Annotated in this window: 16 protein-coding genes and 2 pseudogenes; 15 read left to right on the top strand and 3 right to left on the bottom strand. The window is 68.1% G+C overall.

Features of this window, described 5'->3' with window-relative positions; all coding sequences use genetic code 11:
- The first annotated feature begins 2 nt into the window (after nucleotides 1-2).
- From leuC to IFJ75_RS12445, 6 genes are all read left to right on the top strand, one after another.
- The gene (gene leuC / locus IFJ75_RS12470) at nucleotides 3-1,418 is read left to right on the top strand and encodes a 3-isopropylmalate dehydratase large subunit (protein WP_207868511.1); all 1,416 of its coding nucleotides are present in this window, start codon (nucleotides 3-5) and stop codon (nucleotides 1,416-1,418) included.
- On the top strand, nucleotides 1,411-2,013 hold the full coding sequence (leuD, locus tag IFJ75_RS12465; protein ID WP_207868510.1) for a 3-isopropylmalate dehydratase small subunit: 603 nt from the start codon (nucleotides 1,411-1,413) through the stop codon (nucleotides 2,011-2,013). Before leuC ends, leuD begins: the two co-directional genes overlap by 8 nt.
- A 14-nt stretch (nucleotides 2,014-2,027) precedes the next feature.
- Nucleotides 2,028-3,116, top strand: coding sequence for a 3-isopropylmalate dehydrogenase (gene leuB, locus IFJ75_RS12460; protein ID WP_263973054.1), 1,089 nt, complete (start codon nucleotides 2,028-2,030; stop codon nucleotides 3,114-3,116).
- Between the two features lie 195 nt (nucleotides 3,117-3,311).
- On the top strand, nucleotides 3,312-4,670 hold the full coding sequence (locus tag IFJ75_RS12455) for an ammonium transporter (RefSeq protein ID WP_207868508.1): 1,359 nt from the start codon (nucleotides 3,312-3,314) through the stop codon (nucleotides 4,668-4,670).
- A 148-nt stretch (nucleotides 4,671-4,818) separates the two neighbouring features.
- Complete coding sequence (locus IFJ75_RS12450) at nucleotides 4,819-5,517, top strand: TorF family putative porin (RefSeq protein ID WP_207868507.1); 699 nt, start codon at nucleotides 4,819-4,821, stop codon at nucleotides 5,515-5,517.
- Nucleotides 5,518-5,765: 248 nt separating this feature from the next.
- Complete coding sequence (locus IFJ75_RS12445) at nucleotides 5,766-7,307, top strand: MFS transporter (protein ID WP_207868506.1); 1,542 nt, start codon at nucleotides 5,766-5,768, stop codon at nucleotides 7,305-7,307.
- Between the two features lie 524 nt (nucleotides 7,308-7,831).
- Here the strand turns inward: IFJ75_RS12445 and IFJ75_RS12440 are convergent.
- The 3 genes from IFJ75_RS12440 to IFJ75_RS12430 are packed head-to-tail and all read right to left on the bottom strand — an operon-like array spanning nucleotide 7,832 to nucleotide 9,579.
- Nucleotides 7,832-8,467, bottom strand: a complete 636-nt coding sequence (locus IFJ75_RS12440) for a DUF1190 domain-containing protein (protein ID WP_207868505.1) — start codon at nucleotides 8,465-8,467, stop codon at nucleotides 7,832-7,834.
- A gap of 5 nt (nucleotides 8,468-8,472) precedes the next feature.
- Nucleotides 8,473-8,892, bottom strand: coding sequence for a DUF350 domain-containing protein (locus tag IFJ75_RS12435; RefSeq protein WP_207868504.1), 420 nt, complete (start codon nucleotides 8,890-8,892; stop codon nucleotides 8,473-8,475).
- Between the two features lie 27 nt (nucleotides 8,893-8,919).
- Entirely contained in the window at nucleotides 8,920-9,579 is a 660-nt protein-coding gene (locus IFJ75_RS12430) for a YjfK family protein (RefSeq protein ID WP_207868503.1), read from the bottom strand.
- Between the two features lie 150 nt (nucleotides 9,580-9,729).
- Between IFJ75_RS12430 and IFJ75_RS12425 the strand changes: the two genes are divergently transcribed.
- The 9 genes and pseudogenes from IFJ75_RS12425 (at nucleotide 9,730) to IFJ75_RS12395 (ending at nucleotide 20,538) form a co-directional block, all read left to right on the top strand.
- The gene (locus tag IFJ75_RS12425; RefSeq protein WP_207868502.1) at nucleotides 9,730-10,407 is read left to right on the top strand and encodes a YjfI family protein; all 678 of its coding nucleotides are present in this window, start codon (nucleotides 9,730-9,732) and stop codon (nucleotides 10,405-10,407) included.
- A gap of 23 nt (nucleotides 10,408-10,430) precedes the next feature.
- A complete protein-coding gene (locus tag IFJ75_RS12420) occupies nucleotides 10,431-11,174 on the top strand; it encodes a PspA/IM30 family protein (protein WP_207868501.1) in 744 nt (247 codons plus the stop codon).
- A 232-nt stretch (nucleotides 11,175-11,406) separates the two neighbouring features.
- Nucleotides 11,407-12,570, top strand: a complete 1,164-nt coding sequence (locus tag IFJ75_RS12415) for a glutathionylspermidine synthase family protein (RefSeq protein ID WP_207868500.1) — start codon at nucleotides 11,407-11,409, stop codon at nucleotides 12,568-12,570.
- A 180-nt stretch (nucleotides 12,571-12,750) separates the two neighbouring features.
- Complete coding sequence (gene bglX, locus IFJ75_RS12410; RefSeq protein ID WP_207868499.1) at nucleotides 12,751-15,018, top strand: beta-glucosidase BglX; 2,268 nt, start codon at nucleotides 12,751-12,753, stop codon at nucleotides 15,016-15,018.
- A gap of 169 nt (nucleotides 15,019-15,187) precedes the next feature.
- Nucleotides 15,188-17,245 (top strand): annotated as a pseudogene (locus IFJ75_RS20200) (hydantoinase/oxoprolinase family protein).
- The gene (locus IFJ75_RS19980; RefSeq protein ID WP_263973050.1) at nucleotides 17,137-17,754 is read left to right on the top strand and encodes a hydantoinase B/oxoprolinase family protein; all 618 of its coding nucleotides are present in this window, start codon (nucleotides 17,137-17,139) and stop codon (nucleotides 17,752-17,754) included. Before IFJ75_RS20200 ends, IFJ75_RS19980 begins: the two are co-directional and overlap by 109 nt.
- Nucleotides 17,688-19,047 (top strand): annotated as a pseudogene (locus tag IFJ75_RS20195) (hydantoinase B/oxoprolinase family protein). The gene IFJ75_RS19980 and the pseudogene IFJ75_RS20195 overlap by 67 nt, the downstream one beginning before the upstream one ends.
- Nucleotides 18,935-19,576, top strand: coding sequence for a DUF969 domain-containing protein (locus tag IFJ75_RS12400; RefSeq protein ID WP_263973049.1), 642 nt, complete (start codon nucleotides 18,935-18,937; stop codon nucleotides 19,574-19,576). Before IFJ75_RS20195 ends, IFJ75_RS12400 begins: the two are co-directional and overlap by 113 nt.
- A complete protein-coding gene (locus IFJ75_RS12395; RefSeq protein ID WP_207868498.1) occupies nucleotides 19,573-20,538 on the top strand; it encodes a DUF979 domain-containing protein in 966 nt (321 codons plus the stop codon). Before IFJ75_RS12400 ends, IFJ75_RS12395 begins: the two co-directional genes overlap by 4 nt.
- Nucleotide 20,539 lies beyond the last annotated feature (1 nt).

Genomic DNA, 20,539 nt, shown 5'->3' with positions numbered 1-20,539 from the left:
CGATGAGCGTACCGCGTACATTGTATGAGAAGGTCTGGGACCGGCACCTTGTCGTGGCGGAAACCGAGGCCACGCCCGGCGTTCTGTATATCGACCTGCATCTGGTCCACGAGGTCACCAGCCCCCAGGCCTTCTCGGAAATCGAGAGCCGGGGGCTGAAGGTCCGCCGGCCGGACCGCACCTTCGCGACTCTGGATCACTCCACCCCGACCCTGCCGGCCGTTAACGGCCAGCGCCCCTATGTCACCGACGAGGCGCGCGATCAGGTGGCGCGGCTGGAGAAGAACTGCGCCGCCCACGGCGTCGAACTGGCCGGCTGGGATTCGGACGCGCGCGGCGTGGTCCATGTCATGGGGCCGGAGCTGGGCCTGACCCAGCCTGGCATGACTGTCGTCTGCGGCGACAGCCATACCGCGACCCACGGCGCCTTCGGGGCCCTGGCCTTCGGCATCGGCACCTCCGAGGTCGGCCATGTGCTGGCGACCCAGTGCCTGCTGCAGCGGACCTCGAAGACCTTGCGCGTCACCGTCGAAGGGACCTTGCAGCCCGGCGTCTCGGGGAAAGATGTTGCCCTGGCCGTGATCGCGGCTTTGGGCTTCGGCGGCGGCACCGGCTACGTCATCGAATATGCGGGCGAGGCGGTGCGGTCGCTGGACATGGAAGGGCGCATGACCCTGTGCAACATGTCCATCGAGGCCGGCGCGCGTGCCGGCATGATCGCCCCGGACCAGAAGACGATCGACTGGCTGCGCGGCCGCCGCAAGGTTCCGCAAGGCACCGCCTATGAGGCCGCCGCCGCCGAATGGCTGAAGCTGGCCTCGGACCCCGGTGCGGTGTTCGACAAGGAGGTGGTGCTGGACGGCGCGGCCATCCGTCCGATGGCGACCTGGGGCACGACGCCCGACGCGGGCGCGCCGATCGGATCGAAGGTGCCCGAGCCCCAGTCCGATTCAGACCGCAAGGCCATCGCCTATATGGGCTTCGAAGCCGGGCAGACGACGACCACCCAGGCTGTCGATGTTGTCTTCGTCGGCTCCTGCACCAACGGCCGTCTGCCCGACCTGCGCGCCGCCGCCGAGGTGCTGAGGGGCCGCAAGGTCAAGGACGGCGTCCGCATGCTGGTGGTTCCGGGCTCGGAGGCCGTGCGCCGCGACGCCGAGGCCGAGGGGCTGGATCAGGTCTTCATCGCCGCCGGGGCCGAATGGCGCCTGCCGGGCTGTTCGATGTGCATCGCCATGAACGGCGACACGGTCGGGCCGGGCCAGCTGGCCGTCTCGACCTCCAACCGCAATTTCGAAGGCCGCCAGGGCAAGGGCGCCCGCACTATCCTGGCCAGCCCGGCGACCGCCGCCGCCTCGGCCATCGCCGGCGTCCTGACCGATCCGCGCGTCTATCTGGAGGCTGCGGTCGATGCCTGAACCTATCCGGGTCTTTACCTCGCGCAGTCTGGTCCTGACCCAGGCCAATATCGACACCGACCAGATCATCCCGGCCCGCTTCCTGACCACGACGGAGACGACGGGTCTGGGGGCCAAGGCCTTCTACGACTGGCGCTACGAAGCCGACGGCTCGGCCCGGCCAGAGGCCGTGCTCAACCGCATCGATCCGGCAGAGCACCGCATCCTGGTCGCGGGCGACAATTTCGGCTGCGGGTCGTCGCGCGAACATGCGCCCTGGGCCCTGTACGACTACGGCTTCCGGGCGGTGATCTCGACCAACATCGCCGACATCTTCACCTCCAACGCCCTGAAGAACGGTCTCTTGCCCATCGTCGTCGATCAGGCGACCTGGGACGATCTGGTGGCCCATCCGGAACAGCCGGTGACCATCGATCTGGAGACCAATGAGGTGCGGCGCGGCAACCACGCCCCCGTGACCTTCGCCGTCGAGGCCTTCGCTCGCCAGTGCCTGCTGGACGGCGTCGACACCCTCGGCTGGCTGCAGAACAAGCTGCCTGATATCGAAGCCTTCGAAGGCGTCCATGACGCCCAAGCCCAAACGGAAACCGTCTGATGCCCACGCCCAAGATCTGGAAGATCGCCCTGCTGCCCGGCGACGGCGTCGGCCCTGAGGTCATCGCCGCGACCAAGTCGGTGCTGCAGGTCATCGGCGACTTCTACGACCACGACTTCCAATTCTCCGAGCACCTGATCGGCGGGGCCGGGATCGACGCAGTCGAGAACCCCCTTCCGCAGGAGACCATCGACGCCTGCCTGGCCTCGAACGGGGTGCTGCTGGGCGCGGTCGGCGGGCCCAAGTGGGACGGCCAGAAGCTGCGGCCCGAACAGGGGCTCCTGGGCCTGCGCAAGGCCATGGGTCTGTACGCCAATCTGCGCCCGCTGCAGGTCTCGCCGGTGATGGCCCATCGGTCCCCGCTCAAGAAGGAGATCGTCGAGGGCGTCGACCTGATCGTCTTCCGCGAGCTGACCGGCGGCGTCTATTTCGGCGACAAGGGGCGCAACGACGACGGCTCCGCCTATGACGTCTGTTCCTATTCGATCGAGGAGATCGAACGGGTGTCGCGCGCAGCCTTCAAGATCGCCATCCAGCGGCGCGGCAAGGTGACCTCGGTCGACAAGGCCAATGTCATGGAGACCAGCCGCCTGTGGCGCGAGGTCGTGACCCGCATCCACGCCGAGGAGTTCCCCCAGGTCGAGCTGAAGCACGCCCTGGTCGATTCGATGGCCATGCATCTGATCCAGCGGCCGCGCGACTATGACGTCATCCTGACCGAGAACATGTTCGGCGACATCCTGTCGGACGAGATCTCGGTGCTGGGCGGCTCCATCGGCCTGTTGCCTTCGGCCTCGCTGGGATCGGGCGGGCCGGGCCTGTTCGAGCCGATTCACGGCTCGGCGCCGGACATCGCGGGTCAGGATCTGGCCAACCCGGTCGGGACGATTCTCTCGGCCGCCATGCTGCTGCGTCACGGTCTGGGACTGGAGGACGAGGCCGCTTCGATCGAGGCCGCGGTGGCCGCCGTTCTGGCCGCCGGAGCCACCACGGCCGACCTGGGTGGCGAATTGGGCACACGTGCGGCCGGCGAGGCGATCATCGACGCCATCCGCGCCATCCACTGGGCGGCCGCGCATCGTGTGCAGATGCACTGGGGTTAAGCTTTTCGTTAGCATTTGCGAAAGGGGTGTGAATTTCCAGAGTTCGCCCCCTTTCCGGCATTATCCTTCAATAGCCTCGTGCTGAAATAATACGCCTGCACGAAAATTGCGCCGAGCACGGCAAACCCTCTTGCATATGGCCGTTTTGCGATGGTTACCTCGCAGTTGCGAGATTGCAGAGGGGCTACAACGCAAATGTCACAGGTACTGAATCGACTTCCGGGCATCCTTGCCCTGCTGATATTGACCGCCGTGCTGTTCTACGCGGGCGGCGCCTTCGCCCAGGACGCCACGGCTGCGCCGGCGCCTGCCGTGCTGGCCCATCAGGCCGTGCTTGAACTGAACGGCGCGGACACTGCCTGGATGGCCACCTCTGCGGCCCTGGTTCTGCTGATGACCCTGCCGGGTCTGGCCCTGTTCTACGGCGGCATGGTGCGCCGCAAGAACGTCATCGCCACCATCACCCAGTCGGTCGGCGTCTTCGCCGTCGTGACCATGGTCTGGTTCATCGCGGGCTACTCCCTGGCCTTCGGCAAGAACCCGGACCCGACCCTGAACAACTATATCGGCAGCCTCGACAGCCTGTTCCTGAACGGCGTGACGCTCGAGACCGCCCACAGCCTGCTGCCGGGCATCCCCGAGTTCGTCTTCCTGACGTTCCAGATGACCTTCGCCATCATCACCCCGGCCCTGATCACCGGCGCCTTCGCCGAGCGCTTCAAGTACTCGGCCCTGCTGCTGTTCACGGCCCTCTGGTCGCTGCTCATCTACTCCCCGATCTGTCACTGGGTCTGGGGCGGCGGCTTCCTCGGTTCGGCCGGCGTGCTGGACTTCGCCGGCGGCGCGGTCGTTCACGTCAACTCCGGTGTCGCCGGTCTGGTCTGCGCCCTCTTCCTGGGCCGCCGCAAGGGCTATGGCACCGAGCCGATCAACCCGCACAACCCCGTCCTGACCATGATCGGCGCCTCGCTGCTGCTCGTGGGCTGGATCGGCTTCAACGCCGGTTCCGCCGGCGCCGCCAACGGCCTGATGGGCGTGGCCCTGTTCAACACCATCGCCGCCGCCGCCGCCGCCGCCCTGACCTGGAAGGTCATCGAGGTCATGCACAAGCGCAAGCCGTCGCTGATCGGCATGCTGTCCGGCATCGTCGCCGGTCTGGTCGCCATCACCCCGGCCGCCGGCTTCGTCGATCCCAAGGGCGCGGTCATCATCGGCCTGATCGCCGGACCGGTCTGCTACATCTCCTCGGTCTGGATCAAGAAGCTGCTGCGCTATGACGACAGCCTGGACGCCTTCGGCATCCACGGCGCGGGCGGTCTGGCCGGCGCCCTGCTGACCGGCGTGTTCGCCTCGACCGCGATCAACAGCCTGTCGGAAGGCGCCAACATCGGCGCCCAGGCCCTCGGCCTGGCCTGGACCATCGCCTACTCGGCCATCGGCACCCTGGTCATCCTGATCATCTGCAAGTTCACCACCGGCCTGCGGGTCTCGGATGCTGAAGAAGCCGAAGGTCTGGACACCGTGCTGCACGGCGAATCGCTGGAGCATACCTGAGCCAAGGCGCGGGACGCGGCTGGAACCGCGTCCCGCCCAAGGCCCTGACCACGGGCCTGACGAGACGACCCTAAGACCGCAAGCGATCGGACTTCCGGAGCTCTCACATCCGCCGATCGTCTCTCAAACTCACTGGAAGGGGATACCCATGAAACTGTTCACCGCCTCCGCCCTCGCCGGGGCCGCCGCCCTGGCCCTGATGGCCTCCGCCGGCGCCGCCTCGGCCCAGGACGCGACGGTCACCGTCAACGCGGCCGTCACCAGCGACTACGTCTTCCGCGGCTTCAGCCAGACCGACGAAAGCCCCGCCGTCCAGGCCGGCGTCGACGTCACCGTCGGCAGCTTCTACGCCGGCGCCTGGGCCTCGAACGTCGACTTCGGCGACAACACCGAAGCCGAGATCGACGTCTACGGCGGCTTCCGCGGCGAGACGGCCGGCTACGCCTGGGACGTCGGCGTGGTCACCTACCTCTACGCCCCCGGCGCCAACCAGGACTACGACTACGTCGAACTGAAGCTCGCCGGTTCGCGCGCCTTCGGTCCGGTCACGGCCGGCGCCGCCGTCTACTTCTCGCCCGACTTCTTCGGCGCGGACAAGAACGCCACCTACGCCGAGCTGAACGCCGCCTACGCCACGTCGATCACCGGCCTGTCGGTCTCGGGCGCGATCGGCGAGCAGTGGCTGGACGTTTCGGACGACTACGCCACCTGGAACCTGGGCGCGACCTACGCCTTCGCCGGCACCCCGCTGGCGCTGGACGTCCGCTACTCGGACACCGACGTCGACAACCCGGCCATCCCGGCCAGCGACGGTCGCATCTTCGCCACCCTGAAGGCCACATTCTAGGTCCAGAACGGTGTTATAAGGCCCTGTTCGCGGTGTGAGACGCGAACAGGCTGCACCCCGATCCGACACGTCGGCCCCGGGGATCGCATCGGAAAGTGGCCTCGCGGCGCGCCCGCGGGGCCACTTTTGGTTACGGTGAGGCTGAAACGGCTGGACCGCACGGCCCTGTCCGTGGAACCAAGGGTTATCAAGAGCCTCCACGACGCACACGCGACGGAGGGGCCGCCCGGGAACCGCAACAGGACCTCATGAGCCAGTCAGACACAACTTCACCGACGGGCGGCGCCGCGCCCAGGGGCTCAGGCCTCGCCTTCGCCTATGTGACCACCCTCTTCTTCGCCTGGGGCTTCGCAACCTCCCTGGTCGATCCGCTGATCGCGGCGGTGAGGGGCGTGTTCGAGCTGAGCTTCACCGAGGCCCTGCTGACCCAGTTCGCCTGGTTCACGGCCTATGGCGTCTTCTCCCTGCCGGCGGCGGCCGTCCTGTCCAAGCTGGGCTATGCCCGCTCCATCGTCAGCGCCCTCGGCGTCATGGTCCTGGGCGCCCTGATCGTGCCCCTGTCGACCCTAATGAACTTCTATCCGGGCGTGCTGATCGCCCTGTTCGTGATCGGCGGCGGGGTGACCCTGCTGCAGGTCGCGGCCAACCCGCTGGCGGCCTCGCTGGGATCGGCGGGCAAGTCGCACTTCCGCCTGGTCTTCTCCCAGGCCTTCAACTCGCTGGGCACCGTCGTCGGCCCGCTGCTGGGCGCGACGGTCATGCTGTCGGGCGGCATCTTCGTCGCGGGGGGCGTGACCGAACTGGCCTCGTTCGAGGGCATCGTCCTGCTGGGCCTGGGCCTCGTGCTCGGCGCCGTGGCGGGCGGGCTGATCGGCGGGCTGAAGCGGTCGTTCAAGAGCTGGCTGATCATCGGGGCGGCCTTGGGTCTGGCTATCGGCTGGCTGGTCTTCCTGCAGCACTACATCGGTCAGGTCGAGGCGACCGGCGCCGCCGCTGCCGCTGACCTCACCGTGACCCCGGCCGCCGCTCCGGCCGCCGCCACCCTGGATCCGGCCCTGCGCGCCGTGACCCTGCGCAACATCGACCAGGTCTTCTTCATCCTTGCCGTCCTGTTCGCCGCCCTGGGCGCCTTCATCTGGCTGATCCGCTCGCGTCTGAACCAGCCGGGTCAGGAGTCGGGTCACGTCGAGTCGCCGTTCAAGGCCCTGTCATCGCCCTGGGCCATCGGCGGCGCCGCCGCCATCTTCCTCTATGTCGGCTCCGAGGTGTCCATCGGCAGCCTGATGACCAACCTGCTGCATTCGGAAGGCACGCTCGGTCTGCGGATCGAGGACGCCGGCCGTCTGGTCGCCCTCTACTGGGCCGGCGCCCTGATGGGCCGGTTCGCGGGCAGCGCCCTTCTGACCCGCGCCCCCGCGGCCCTGCTGCTGACCGTCTGCACGGTGGCGGCGGCGGTGCTCAGCTTCGTCGTCTTCCAGAGCACCGGCGCGGCCGCGGCCTTCGCCGCCCTGTCGATCGGCCTGTTCAACTCCATCATGTTCCCGGCCATCTTCACCCTGACCCTGGAACGCTCGACGGCCCCGGCCTCGGCGACCTCGGGTCTGCTGGTCTTCGGCATCATCGGCGGGGCGCTGCTGCCCCTGCTGGCCGGCCAGATCGCCGACATGAGCAATCTGAACCACGCCTTCATCGTGCCCCTGATCGGCTATGTGCTGCTGACGGTCTTCGCCGTCGCCGCCATGCGGACCAGGCCGGTCACCGCCGCGGGGGTGAGCGCCGCCAGCCACTAGGGTTGGGCCACTGATCTGAACCGCCGCTGCACTCGAAAAAAAGCGAGTGCAAAAAGTGCAAGGCTTGAAGCCGGGTGAGAGAGGCAGCTGTCAGGGCGCTGATCTTGCCCGGCTTTTGCTTTGGGCGTTTGCGGGGGTGGCTTTGCACTCGGGTGCATGGGCGGGTGTGGGGTGTGGGGTGTGAGGATGTCAAAGACCGGGGAGGCGGCAGTATACCTCAGCTGGCCGAGGCACCGGGCCGAAGGCCGGGCTTTTCGGCTAAGGGGTTGAGCGGGAATGGGATCGCGGTCGTGAGGATGCGAGGTTGGGGCGCCTCACCGCGCTCCGTCATCCTCGGGCTTGTCCCGAGGACCGATGGCTCCACATCCGGGAAAGCGACGCGGAACACCGACGGCCAAACGCCAGCGGACAGCCTTCGCTGCCTGAACGCTGGGTCCTCGGGACAAGCCCGAGGATGACGGGGTAAATTGAAAAGGGCGGACCGTGTGGCCCGCCCTTCGTGTCTTCTAACCGGTGCGCGAGGATTACCCGCCGAAACTCCGGCCGCCGCCGCCGAAGCCGCCGCGGGAGACGACGGTGGTGCGGCTCTGGACGCGGGAGGGGGCCTGGCGAGCGACATCGACGTCGTTGCGGTTGGCGACGGTGCGGCCGGTGCGGTAGTCGCGGCTGAGATAGCCGCCGCCGTAGCCGTTGGAATAGCCGCCGTCACGGTCGCGATACAGGGGGCCGCCGCCGCGATAGCCGCCGCCGTTCATCAGCTGGCCGATGATGAAGCCGGTCGCCAGCGGGCCGAAGAAGGAGCCGCCGCCGTGGTTGATCGGGCGGCACTGTTCCGGTCCCCACTGGCCCTCGCATTCGGCCTGGGTGGCGTAGCGGGGCCCGGTCTCCCTGGCCTGGTCGTCGGCGGCCTTGTAGGCTGTGTCGCACTCGGCGTCGGAGACGTCGTTGGCGGCCTTGCAGTCGGCCAGGGAGGTATAGGCCGGGGCCGGGTCGGGCTCGGGCGCCGCCAGCTGGGGCTGGCCGCAGGCGGCGAGCGAGAAGCTGGCCGTGGCCATCAGGCTGGTGACGTGCAGGCTGCGCGAGCGCATCAGCCGGCGCATCGAGCCGGAGCCGGCCTCGGGGCGGTCTTCAATCGGCTTGGGGGTGGTCTGGTCGGTCATGGATCTTACGCCGTCATACAGGCCGCGTTGAGCAGCCCGATGCAGATGGAGATGGAGGCCAGATAGACGGCGGCTGACGTCTCGCCCGCCTCGATGCGCTCGGCCATCTTGCGATAGACGAGGCGGCTGACAATGACGAAGGCCAGGATCTGGATGATGGCGGCCAGCAGGGCCCAGGCGGCGAATTCGCGCAGGGTCACCGTGTGCGACAGGGCCGAGGCCAGGGGCAGGACATAGCCGATCAGGGCGCCGCCCAGGGAGATGGCGGCGGCGGTGTTGCCTTCGCGGATCAGGGTCTGCTCGTGATAGGGGGTGACCCACTGATAGATCAGCTTGAAGGCCACGGTGAAGACGCCCGCCGCGGCAAAGGCGATCAGGAAGGCGATGGCCCCCTGCATGAAGGCGTAGCGGTCGAAGTCGAACATTCTTGTCTCCCCTTGTGGTCAGCGCGATCAGGCGCGGAACTCGGCCATCTCCAGAGGGATGCCGATCATGATTTCGTGGCTGAGGTCGCCGCGTTCGCCGCGCGCGTTCTCGGGCTGCATCTCAAGCGCCAGCATCAGTTCGCGGCCGTCGGGCAGGTCGCGGGCGTAGAGCATGCAGGTCTGGAAGATCTTCGAATAGGGCGCGCGGGCGGCGCGGTCGTCCCAGACCGTCTCCCAGATCGTCACCGGCGGCTGGCGGCCGTCTGACTCTTCGAACCAGAAGCGCGGGTAGTCGGGCAGGCTTTCGGCCGCGCCGTGGAAGACAGGCTCGGACAGCCGGTCCTTCCAGATGCGCCGCTCGCGCTCACCCGCCGGGTATGCCGAGGTCCAGGGCATGAAGAGGGTGAAGTCGTAGCTTTCCATCCCCGCCGCATCGTCGCTCATGGCCTGAAGCATCAGATGGTCCTCGGTATAGAACCGATGGACGAACTGGCCGCTGTCGAGGGTGACGGTCCCCTGGGCGGTGATGTCGAGGACGTCGCGGTCGAGGATGAATTTGGTCTGGTCGCCCAGCCGGCGCCAGGCCAGCGGGTCCAGGGCCACGGTGCGGCCGATGGTGATGTTTCGCACCACGGCCAGGGCGGGCGCCGCCGGTGCATCCTGTCCGCCGAAGAGACGCTTGAACATGGTCTGTCCTTAGCCTCGTTCCGCGCGGGCGGCGAGGGCGTGTCCTGCACGATCCGGTGTGTCACGTGTCTGAAGCGCGGCCATGCGACAAAAAATCACTCCGGTCAGGCCTCTTGTCAAGCGTACATGTTACGCGTTACATGTAACGTCATGACGGACGAGGACGACAGCCTGTCGCCGAGCGCAGCCACGGATCGCATCCGGGCCTGGCGCAAGGCGCGCCGTGAGGCGGGGATGGTCAAACTCGAGTTCTGGGTCCCCCAGGCGGCGCGCGACGATGTGAGGGCGGCGGTGCGCGCAATCGTCACGGATTCGGCGCGTGCCCCAGCCCTTGCCCCACGCCCGCGATCCTCTCAATTCCAAGCCTTCATTCCTGGAGCCGACCATCAAATGGACGCCGTGATCGAAACCCCCTGGACCGTGCCGGCCATCAAGACCGCACTGGACGCCTCGACCCTGATCCGCGAGGGCGAAATGACCCTGCGGGTGCTGGAAGGCGCCGAGCCGGTGCTGCTGGTGACCATGCATGAATACGGCGACCTGCCGATCTATCTGTCGGTCGGCGGCGCGCAGATCGTGGTCTCGGTGCTGCTGTGGCCCGTGTCCGAACAGGCCGATCCGGCCCGGTTCAACGAATTCCTGCTCAAGGCCCAGCGGGTCGTACCCCTGTCCAACTTCGCCATCACCTCGGTGGGCGGCGAAGATGTCTATGAGTTGATGGGCGAACTGTCGTGCAAGACGACGCTTCAGACCATATTGATCGAACTGCGCACCCTGGCCGAGAACGCGATCGACGCCACGGCCCTGCGTGAAACCTTCGACGCCTGATCGGGACCTTCGGAAACACATAGATGTCCATGCTCTCCAAACTCTCCGCCCTGTTCCGCGGCACCGCCCATGAGGCCGGCCAATCGGTGGTCGACGCCAATGCGTTGAAGATTCTTGATCAGGAAATCCGCGACGCCGACAATGCGCAGGGCAAGGCCCGCGACGACCTGGCCGGTCTGGTGGCGCGCCGCCGCATGGCCGAGAACGAGCTGCAGAGCTTCGGCGAGCAGATTTCGAAATACGAAAGCTCGGCCCGCGCCGCGCTCGGTCAGGGCAAGACCGATCTGGCGCGTGAAGTCGCCGGCCGCATCGCCGAGCTGGAGACCGAGATCGGCACGCGCGGTCCGCAGATCGAGAATATGAAACAGGCCGAGGCCAGGCTGCGCACGGCCATCGCCACGACCGACCAGAAGATCGAGACGCTCCGGCGCGAGATCGACATCGTCAAGGTCAATGAAAGCGTTCAGCGCGCCCAGACTTCGGTCGCCCTGCAGTCGGCGGGCGCCCATTCGCGCATCGGCTCGGCCGCCGACAGCCTGCAGCGCATCAAGCAGCGCCAGGCGGTCAACGAGGAGAAGCTGCGCGCCGGCCAGGAGCTGGAAGACAAGCGCACCGGCGCCGACCTCGACGCAAAGCTGCGCGACGCCGGCATCCTGCCGGGGCACGCCTCGGCCGACGACGTGCTGGCGCGGCTGACGCAGCAGGACATCAAGGTGGTGACGCCGCAGATCGGAACGAGCGTGCCGGTCGAGAAGGACAAGGCTTAAATCGTCTCCTCCCCGTTCGCCGCTGGGCGAATGGGGAGGTGGCGCGGCGCCTCTTGGCGACGTGACGGAGGGGGCGAGGAGGCCTTTCCGATGAACCGCTTATCTCAAACGCCGACTGTGGTTCGCCAGCCCTCACCTGAATCATCGCGTCGCCCCCTCCGTCTCGGCGGCTGATCGCTGCCGATCCACCTCCCCATTCGCCCAGCGGCGAACGGGGAGGAGAAGGAAAACCATGCAACGCATCAAACTCTCTCCCCGCGCGGACTGGCAGGCCAGGGCCGAGGCGGTGGGGTTCACCTGGAACCACGTCGACGGCCAGCAGTACTGGGACGAGGGCGCGGCCTATGAGTTCTCGCTCGCCGAGATCGAGGAGGGCATCGAGGCGCCGACGGAAGAGCTGCATTCGATGTGTCTCGACCTCGTCGATGAGGCGGTGCAGTCCGAGCGGCTGATGACCCTGCTCGAGATCCCCGAGGCCATGCGCGACTATGTCGCCGACAGCTGGAAGCGGAACGAGCCATCGCTCTATGGCCGGTTCGACTTCGCCTATGACGGCACGGGCCCGGCCAAGCTCTATGAGTACAACGCCGACACGCCGACCTCGATCTTCGAGACCGGCGCCTTCCAGTGGCTGTGGCTGGAGGATCAGATCGCGGCGGGCGTCTTCCCCGAGGATACCGACCAGTTCAACAGCCTGCAGGAGAAGCTGGTCGAGCGGTTCCGCGCCATCTTCCCCGACGGCGGGTTTGTCCACTTCAGCTCCGACCCCGACTATGTCGAGGACCGGCAGACGGTGCTGTATCTCGAGGACCTCGCCAAACAGGCGGGGCTGGATCCGCAGTTCGTCGCCATCGGCGACATCGGGCTGAACGAAGCCGGGCGGTTCGTCGACCACGAGAACTACGAGATCGGGGCGATGTTCAAACTCTATCCGTGGGAGGAGATGCTGCGCGACGACTATGCCGAGCCCTTGCCCAATGCGGAGATCACCGTGCTGGAGCCGGCGTGGAAATCCCTGCTCTCCAACAAGGGCATATTGCCGCTGCTGTGGGAGCGGCACGCGGGGCATCCGAACCTGCTGGAAGCCTGGTTCGAGAGCGATCCGGCCCATACGCGGCTGGGCTCGTCCTATGTCAGGAAGCCCCTGTTCTCGCGCGAAGGGGCCAATGTCGAACTGGTCAAGGACGGGCGGAAGTCGGCCGTGCTTGACGGCGGATATGGCGACGGGGCCTGGATCCGGCAGGCGCTGCACGCCCCGCCGAAATACGACAACCGCTATGTGATCATCGGCTCCTGGGTCGTCGGGAACGAAGCGGCGGGGATCGGCCTGAGAGAGGATCGCGGCCGGATCACGCGCAACGGCTCGCGCTTCGTGCCGCACGTCATCCGGGGGTGAACGCTCTCAATTCGGCGCCAATTTGCCGGGGGGCGAAACGATCGGTGACCTGACAGACGGGTCCGGGATGGTTAGGAAGCCCTGCTCCTGACGAAAAGGTCCGCCATGTCGATGATCACGACTGCCACCCCGACGCGAACGGGAGTAGCTTCCTCCGCCCAGATGTCTCGCCGATCCGCCATGTCCAATCTCGCCATCCTCGCGGCCCTCGGCGCCGGCCTGTTCTCCGCCCGCAAGGCGGACGCGCAAACCGCTGCGCGGTCGGTGGAGGAACACGCCGACATGATCGAGGGCCTGATTGCCCAAATGACGATCGAGGAGAAGGCCGGGCAGCTGAACCTGCTGGCCGACCCGTTCCGGTTCCGGCCGCAGAACGTCAATCCGCTGGACGGGCAGGGCGATCCGGCCAAGGTCAATGACGCCATCCGCGCGGGCCACTGCGGCGCCCTGTTCAACGGCGTGGGCGCGGAGGCGGGCCGCCGCATCCAGCGCATCGCGATGGAAGAGACGCGGCTGAAAATCCCGCTGCTGTTCGCCGCCGACATCATCCACGGCCTCTATACGGTCTTCCCGGTGCCGCTGGCCGAGGCCTCGGCCTTCGACGCCGACCTGGCCGAGCGCACGGCGCGGGCCATGGCGCTGGAAGGCGCCGTCTCGGCCATCCACCAGACCTATGCGCCGATGGTCGACGTCGCGCGCGACCAGCGCTGGGGCCGGGTCGTCGAGGGCGCCGGCGAGGACGTCCACCTGAACGAGGTCCTGGCCACGGCCCGGGTGCGCGGCATCCAGGGGACCAGGGGGCTGGCCGACCGCGACGCCCTGCTGGCCACGCCCAAGCATTTCGTGGCCTATTCCGCTGCCCTCGGCGGGATGGAGTACAACACCACGGACATGTCGGAAGCGACGCTGCGCGGCGTCTTCCTGCCGCCGTTCAAGGCCGCGCTGGGCGCCGGCGCCCTGTCGGTGATGAGCGCCTTCAACGACCTGAACGGGGTGCCGACCTCTGGCAACCACCGGATGCTGACCGACGTCCTGCGCGGCGAATGGGACTTCGAAGGCTTCGTGGTCTCGGACTACACCTCCGAACAGGAGCTGATCGCCCACGGCTTCGCCGAGGACGGCCGCGACGCCGCCCGCATCGCCCTGCTGGCCGGCGTGGACATGAGCATGGTCTCGGGCCTGTACATGGCCCACATCCCCGACCTCGTGGCCAAGGGCGACGTGCCGATGAGCCGCGTGGATGAGGCCGTGCGCCGCGTCCTGCGCACCAAGGCGGCGCTGGGCCTGTTCGACGATCCCTATCGCGGCATGGACGCCCGGCGCGAAAAGGCCGTCTGCGGCTCGCGCGAACACTATGCGCTGGCGCGTGAGGCGGGCCGCGAGTCGATCGTCCTGCTCAAGAACGAAGGCGGGGTCCTGCCGCTGAAGGCCGAGGGGCAGAAGATCGCCTTGATCGGTCCCTTCGCCTCGGATCTCGACGTCTTCGGTCCCTGGACCATCTGGGGCGACGAAAGCCACCGCATCTCGATCGAGGCCGGCCTGCGCGCGGCGATGAAGACGCCGTCGGACCTGACGGTCATCAAGGGCTGCGACATCGAGACGGCGCTGGAGGGCGGCATCGCCGATGCGGTCCTGGCCGCCGGTCAGGCCGATGTGGTGGTGCTGGCTCTGGGCGAAGGCTCGCGCTTCACCGGCGAGGCCCAGTCGCGCACCGAGATCACCCTTCCCGAGATCCAGCGCAACCTCGCCGCCGCCGTGGCCGCCACGGGCAAGCCTGTCGTGGTCCTGATCCGCAACGGCCGTGCGCTGGAGCTGTCGGGCGCCGTCAAGGACGCGCAGGGCATTGTGGTGACCTGGTTCCTGGGTTCGGAGATGGGCCACAGCGTCGCCGACGTCCTGTTCGGCGATCACTCGCCCTCGGGCCGCCTGCCGGTCAGCTTCCCGCACAAGTCCGGCCAGCAGCCCTTCTCCTACGACCACAAGCGGACCGGCCGCCCGGCCAATCCGAACCTGGCGTCGGAGGAGTACACCGCCCGCTATCGCGAGACGACGAACACGGCGCTCTATCCGTTCGGCCATGGCCTGACCTACGGCAAGGTCAGCTATGCGACGCCGGTTGTGGCCAGCCCGACGATGAGCTGGGACGGGACGCTGGAGGTCTCGGTCGACGTCACAAACGCCGGCGAGGTCGCGGTGGTCGAGACGGTCCAGCTCTATATCGGCGACAAGGTCGCCAGCCTGACCCAGCCGGGCCAGCGTCTGCGCGATTTCAGGAAGGTGGCCCTGGCCGCCGGCGAGACGGAGACGGTCCGCTTCACCCTGAACCGCGAACAGCTGGAGTTCATCGGGGCGGAAGGCGCTCCGACGGTGGAGCCCGGCGCGTTCGACCTGTGGCTGGCGCCGTCGGCCCAGGTCGGGACGCCGGTCAGGTTTACGCTGGTTCGGTAGTTGATCCTCCCCCGTCGGGGGAGGTGGCGCGGCGCTCTTCGCGCCGTGACGGAGGGGGCTGATCCCGAAAGCGGCGTGTGGGCGAGCCCCCTCCACCGCTGCGCGGTCCCCCTCCCCCGATGGGGGAGGATTTGTTGACCTTGCCCCGTCGCCCCCGTCTAATCCGCTCATGACGACAATCAGGGAATCCGAGGCCGTGACGGTTGAGGGCTGGCGCTTCTGGATCGACCGGGGCGGCACCTTCACCGATATCGTGGCGCGGGCGCCGGGCGGCGAACTGAAGACCGCCAAGCTGCTCAGCGAGAACCCCGAACACTATGCCGATGCGGCGGTGGAGGGGATCCGGCGGTTTCTAGGGGCGGGGGCGGGGCCAATCGCGGCAGGCCCCATTCCTTCTGGCATGATCGAGGCGGTGCGGATGGGGACGACGGTCGCCACCAACGCCCTGCTGGAACGCAAGGGCCAGCCGACGCTGCTGGCCATCACCCAGGGCTTCGGCGACGCCCTGAGGATCGGGTGGCAGAGCCGGCCCGAGCTGTTCGCGCGCCACATCGTGCTCAATCCGCCGCTGTATGAGGATGTGGTGGAGATCGCCGAGAGGGTCGGGGTCGACGGCGATGTCCTGACCCCGCTCGACGAGGCGAAGGCGCGGGCGGATTTCGCGGCGGCGCGGGCGAGGGGGCTGACGGCCGCAGCCATCGTCCTGGTGCACGGCTGGCGCTGGACGGCGCACGAAGAGCGGCTGGCGGCGATCGCGCGCGAGGTCGGGTTCGAACAGGTCTCGGTCAGCCATGACGTCGGCGCCCTGATCAAGCTGATCGGGCGCGGCGATACGACGGTGGCCGACGCCTATCTGTCGCCGGTGCTCAGGGCCTATGTCGACCGGGTCGGCGCCGATCTGGGCGAGGCCACGCCTCTGCTGTTCATGCAATCGAACGGGGGCTGACGGGCGCGCGCAATTTCCGGGGCAAGGACGCCATCCTGTCGGGACCGGCGGGCGGGGTGGTCGGGATGGCCACGACCGCGCGCGAGGCGGGGTTCGACCATGTCGTCGGCTTCGACATGGGCGGCACCTCGACCGACGTTTCCCACTATGCCGGGGACTATGAGCGGACCTCGGACAGCGTGGTCGCGGGGTGAGGCTGCGCGCGCCGATGCTATCGATCGAGACAGTGGCGGCGGGCGGGGGCTCGATCTGCCGCTTCGACGGATCGCGGCTGAGGGTCGGGCCGGAGAGCGCGGGCGCGGTTCCGGACCGGCCGCCTATCGCCGGGGCGGGCCGCTGACGGTGACCGACTGCAATGTCCTGCTGGGCAAGCTCAGGCCAGAGTTATTCCCCGCCGTGTTCGGACCGGGCGCGGACCAGCCGCTGGACGCCGATGTGGTGCGGTCGAAGTTCGAGGCGCTGGCGACGGAGGTCAAGGCCGCGACCGGACGGGCGACCACGCCGGAGGCCCTGGCGGAAGGTTTCATCGCCATCGCAGTTCAGGCCATGGGGCAGGCGATCAAGACCATCTCCATTCAGCGCGGCCATGATGTGACCCGCCATGTGCTCAACTGTTTCGGCGGGGCGGGCGGGCAGCACGCCTGTCTGGTCGCCGATGCGCTGGGAATGACGACAGTGCTGCTGCATCCGTTCGCGGGGGTGCTGTCGGCCTATGGGATGGGGCTGGCCGATGTGCGGGCCATCCGTCAGGAGACGGTCGGGGCGCTGCTGACGCCGGAGCGGGATGCGGAACTGGCGGGGCGGGTCGAGGCGCTGGGCTTTGCTGCCGAGGCCGGGCTGGCGGGGCAGGGGTCGAGCGGGGACGTGGTTTCTCGGCTGGCGCGGGCCGAGGTGAAATACGCCGGGACCGATACGCCACTGACCGTACCGTTCGGTTCGGCGGTCGAGATGCAGGCGGCGTTTCAGGATCAGCACCGGCGGCGGTTTGGCTTCGTCGCCGAGCGGAATCTGATCGTCGAGACCCTGCAGGTGGAGGCGGTGTCCGCCCCCTCCGCCGGGTCGGAGGCGCCGGTCGCGACGATGGTGGAAGAGGGGGCGGTTGAACCCTTGAGGTCGCTTCCGTCTGGATGGCCGGGGCGATGCGGGAGGCGGCGATTTATCGGCGCGAGGAGCTGGCGGCGGGCGTCGCCGTGGACGGGCCGGCGATCGTTCTGGAGAACACGGGGACGACGGTGGTCGAGCCGGGCTGGCGCGCCAGTGTCGATGCGCGCGCCAATCTGATCCTGACGCGGGTCGAAGCGTTGGCGAAGCGGACGGTGGCGGGGACCGAGGCTGATCCGATCCTGCTGGAGCTGTTCAACAGCCGCTTCATGGCCGTGGCGGAACAGATGGGCGAGGCCCTGAGGGCGACGGCCTATTCGGTCAACATCAAGGAGCGGCTGGACTTCTCCTGCGCGGTCTTCGACCGGACGGGCGCCCTGATCGCCAATGCGCCGCACATCCCCGTGCATCTGGGCTCGATGGGCGAAAGCATCGCGGCGGTGGTGCGGTCGCGCGGCGACGCAAGGGATGGGCGCGGCCTGAAGCACGGCGACGTCTATATGCTGAACGCCCCCTACAACGGCGGGACCCATTTGCCGGACATCACGGTCATCCTGCCGGTGTTTCGGAAGAGGATACGGCGCCGGCCTTCTTCGTCGCCGCCAGAGGCCACCATTCGGACGTGGGCGGGATCACGCCGGGCTCGATGCCGCCGAACAGCCGGTCGGTGGAGGAGGAGGGGGTGCTGATCGACGACTTCCTGCTGATCGATCAGGGCGAGCTGCGGGAGGCGGAGACGCGCGCCCTGTTCGGCTCGGGCGCCTGGCCGTCGCGCAATGTCGAGATGAACCTGGCGGACCTGAAGAGCCAGGTCGCGGCCTGCGCGCGCGGCGCCGAGGAGTTGGAGCGGATGGTCGCCGAGTTCGGGCGCGAGACCGTCGACGCCTATATGGGCCACGTCCAGGACAATGCCGAGGAGGCGGTGCGCCGGGTGCTGGCCGACTTCGGCGGCGGCGAGTTCGCGCTGGAGATGGATGACGGGGCGATCATCCGGGTGCGGATTTCGGTCAATGCGGAGACGCGCTCGGCCCGGGTCGATTTCACCGGCACCAGCGACCAGAGGCTACCATTCAACGCCCCGCGCTCCATCACCCGGGCGGCGGTGATGTACGTCTTCCGGACGCTGGTGGACGACGCCATCCCCTGAACGAAGGCTGTCTGAAGCCGATCAGCCTGATCGTGCCGGAGGGGTCGATGCTGTCGCCCGTCTGGCCGGCGGCGGTGGTGGCGGGGAATGTCGAGACCAGTCAGGCGGTGGTCGATGCGCTTTACGGCGCGCTCGGCGTGCTGGCGGCCAGTCAGGGGACGATGAACAACTTCACCTTCGGCGATGCGACGCGGCAGTACTATGAGACCATCGCCGGGGCTCGGGCGCCGGGCCCGGCTTCGACGGGGCGTCGGCGGTCCAGACCCATATGACCAACAGCCGGCTCACCGATCCGGAGGTGCTGGAGACGCGGTTTCCGGTGCTGCTGGAGGGCTTTTCGATCCGGCAGGGCTCGGGCGGGGGCGGGGCCTCGACGGGCGGGAACGGGGCGGTGCGGCGCGTGCGGTTCCTGGAGCCGATGACGGCGGGCATCCTGTCGAACCGCAGGCGCGTGCCGCCTTTCGGGGCCGTGGGCGGCGATCCGGGTCAGGTCGGGATCAACCGGGTGGAGCGGGCGCACGGCACGGTCGAGGCTCTGGGCGCGACGGCGGAGGTCGAGATGACGCCGGGCGATGTCTTCGTGATCGAGACGCCGGGGGGGGGGTTTCGGGGTGGCTTCTCCCTCGACAGAAGAGGGGCTAGCGTAGCCTTATGCTCGTCCTTCTCGAATTCTGGTCGTGGTCGCGGGGTTCGCGGCGAGGCTCAATCCGTTGCTGACCATCGTGGTCGCGGCGCTGGTGACGGGGGTGCTGGCGGCGGTGGTCGCGGGCGCCGACGCGGCCGGGCTTTGGCGGGCGGGCGTCGATACGCTGGCCCTGTTCGGCAAGGCGTTTAACGACAACCGTTACTTCCACATCACCTGGCTGGTCCTGCCGGTGATCGGACTGCTGGAACGCGAAGGGCTGCAGGAGCGGGCGCGGATGCTGATCGGCAAGGTCAGGGCCGCGACGGCCGGGCGGCTGCTGCTGGTCTATCTGGTGCTGCGTCAGGCGACCTCGGCGCTGGGTCTCACCTCGCTGGGCGGGCACCCGCAGATGGTGCGGCCGCTGGTCGCGCCGATGGCGGAAGGGGCGGCGGAGAAGGATCAGGGCGAGATCTCGGATGAGACGCGCTTCCGCATTCGCGGCATGGCGGCGGCGACGGACAATATCGGGCTGTTCTTCGGCGAGGACATCTTTATCGCCATCGGCTCCATCGTCCTGATCGTCGGCTTCCTCGAACAGGCCGGGATCAAGGTCGAGGCCCTGCATGTGTCGCTGTGGGCGATCCCGACGGCCATCGCGGCCTTCATCGTGCACGGGGTGCGGCTGTGGTTCTTCGATCGGACCCTGAGGTCGGCGGCCGTAAAGGGCGGTGAGGCATGATCACCCTCGACCACGCCTATGTCCTCGTCGGGCTGATGATCCTGGCCTTCGCCGTACTGACGGCGCTGGACCGCAGCCATCCGACGCGCGTCCGCAATACCCTGTTCTGGGGTCTGGTCGCCGTGTCGATGTTGTTCGGGGCGAAGCTGGGCGGGCTCGGCAACGGGGTGCTGGTGCTGGCGCTGGTGGCCATCGGCGCGACCGGGAAGATGGGCGTCGCGAAGCCCGCCACGACCGGGCCGGAGGAGCGGGTCGAACGCGCGGAGCGGCGCGGCAACGCCCTGTTCCTGCCGGCCCTGATCATTCCGGTGGTGGCGGTCGGCGGGACGCTGGCGGCCAAATACACCGACGCCGGCAAGTGGCTGATCGGCCCGACCCAGACGACCCTGATCGCGCTCGGGCTCGGTTGCCTGATCGCCTTCTTCGCCGCCGTCGCCTGGCTGAGGCCGCCGGTTTCGGCGCCCGCTCAGGAAGGGCGCCGGCTGATGGATTCCATCGGCTGGGCGGCGCTGCTGCCGCAGATGCTGGCCTCGCTGGGGGCGGTGTTTCTCGCCTCGGACGTCGGGGGCGTGGTGGGGCAGGCGGTGACGAGCGTCATCCCCCTGACGACGCCGCTGCTGGCGGTGATCGCCTATTGCGTCGGCATGGCCCTGTTCACCATCGTCATGGGCAATGCGTTCGCGGCCTTCCCGGTGATGACGGCGGCGATCGGCCTGCCGTTGGTGGTGCATCAGTTCGGCGGCGATCCGGCCATCGTCTGCGCCATCGGCATGCTGGCCGGCTTCTGCGGGACGCTGCTGACGCCGATGGCGGCGAACTTCAATGTGGTGCCCGCCAATCTGCTGGACCTGCCCGACCGCAACGCCGCCTTCAACGGGGTGATCCGGGCGCAGGCGCCGACGGCGGCGGTGATGCTGCTGGTCAATATCGTCCTGATGTACGCCCTGGCTTTCCGGTTCTGAG

Origin of the sequence: Brevundimonas goettingensis (assembly GCF_017487405.1) — a bacterium.
GTDB lineage: Bacteria > Pseudomonadota > Alphaproteobacteria > Caulobacterales > Caulobacteraceae > Brevundimonas > Brevundimonas goettingensis.
Note: the sequence above shows the minus strand (reverse complement) of the source record. Positions and strands in the feature narration are given on the sequence as shown.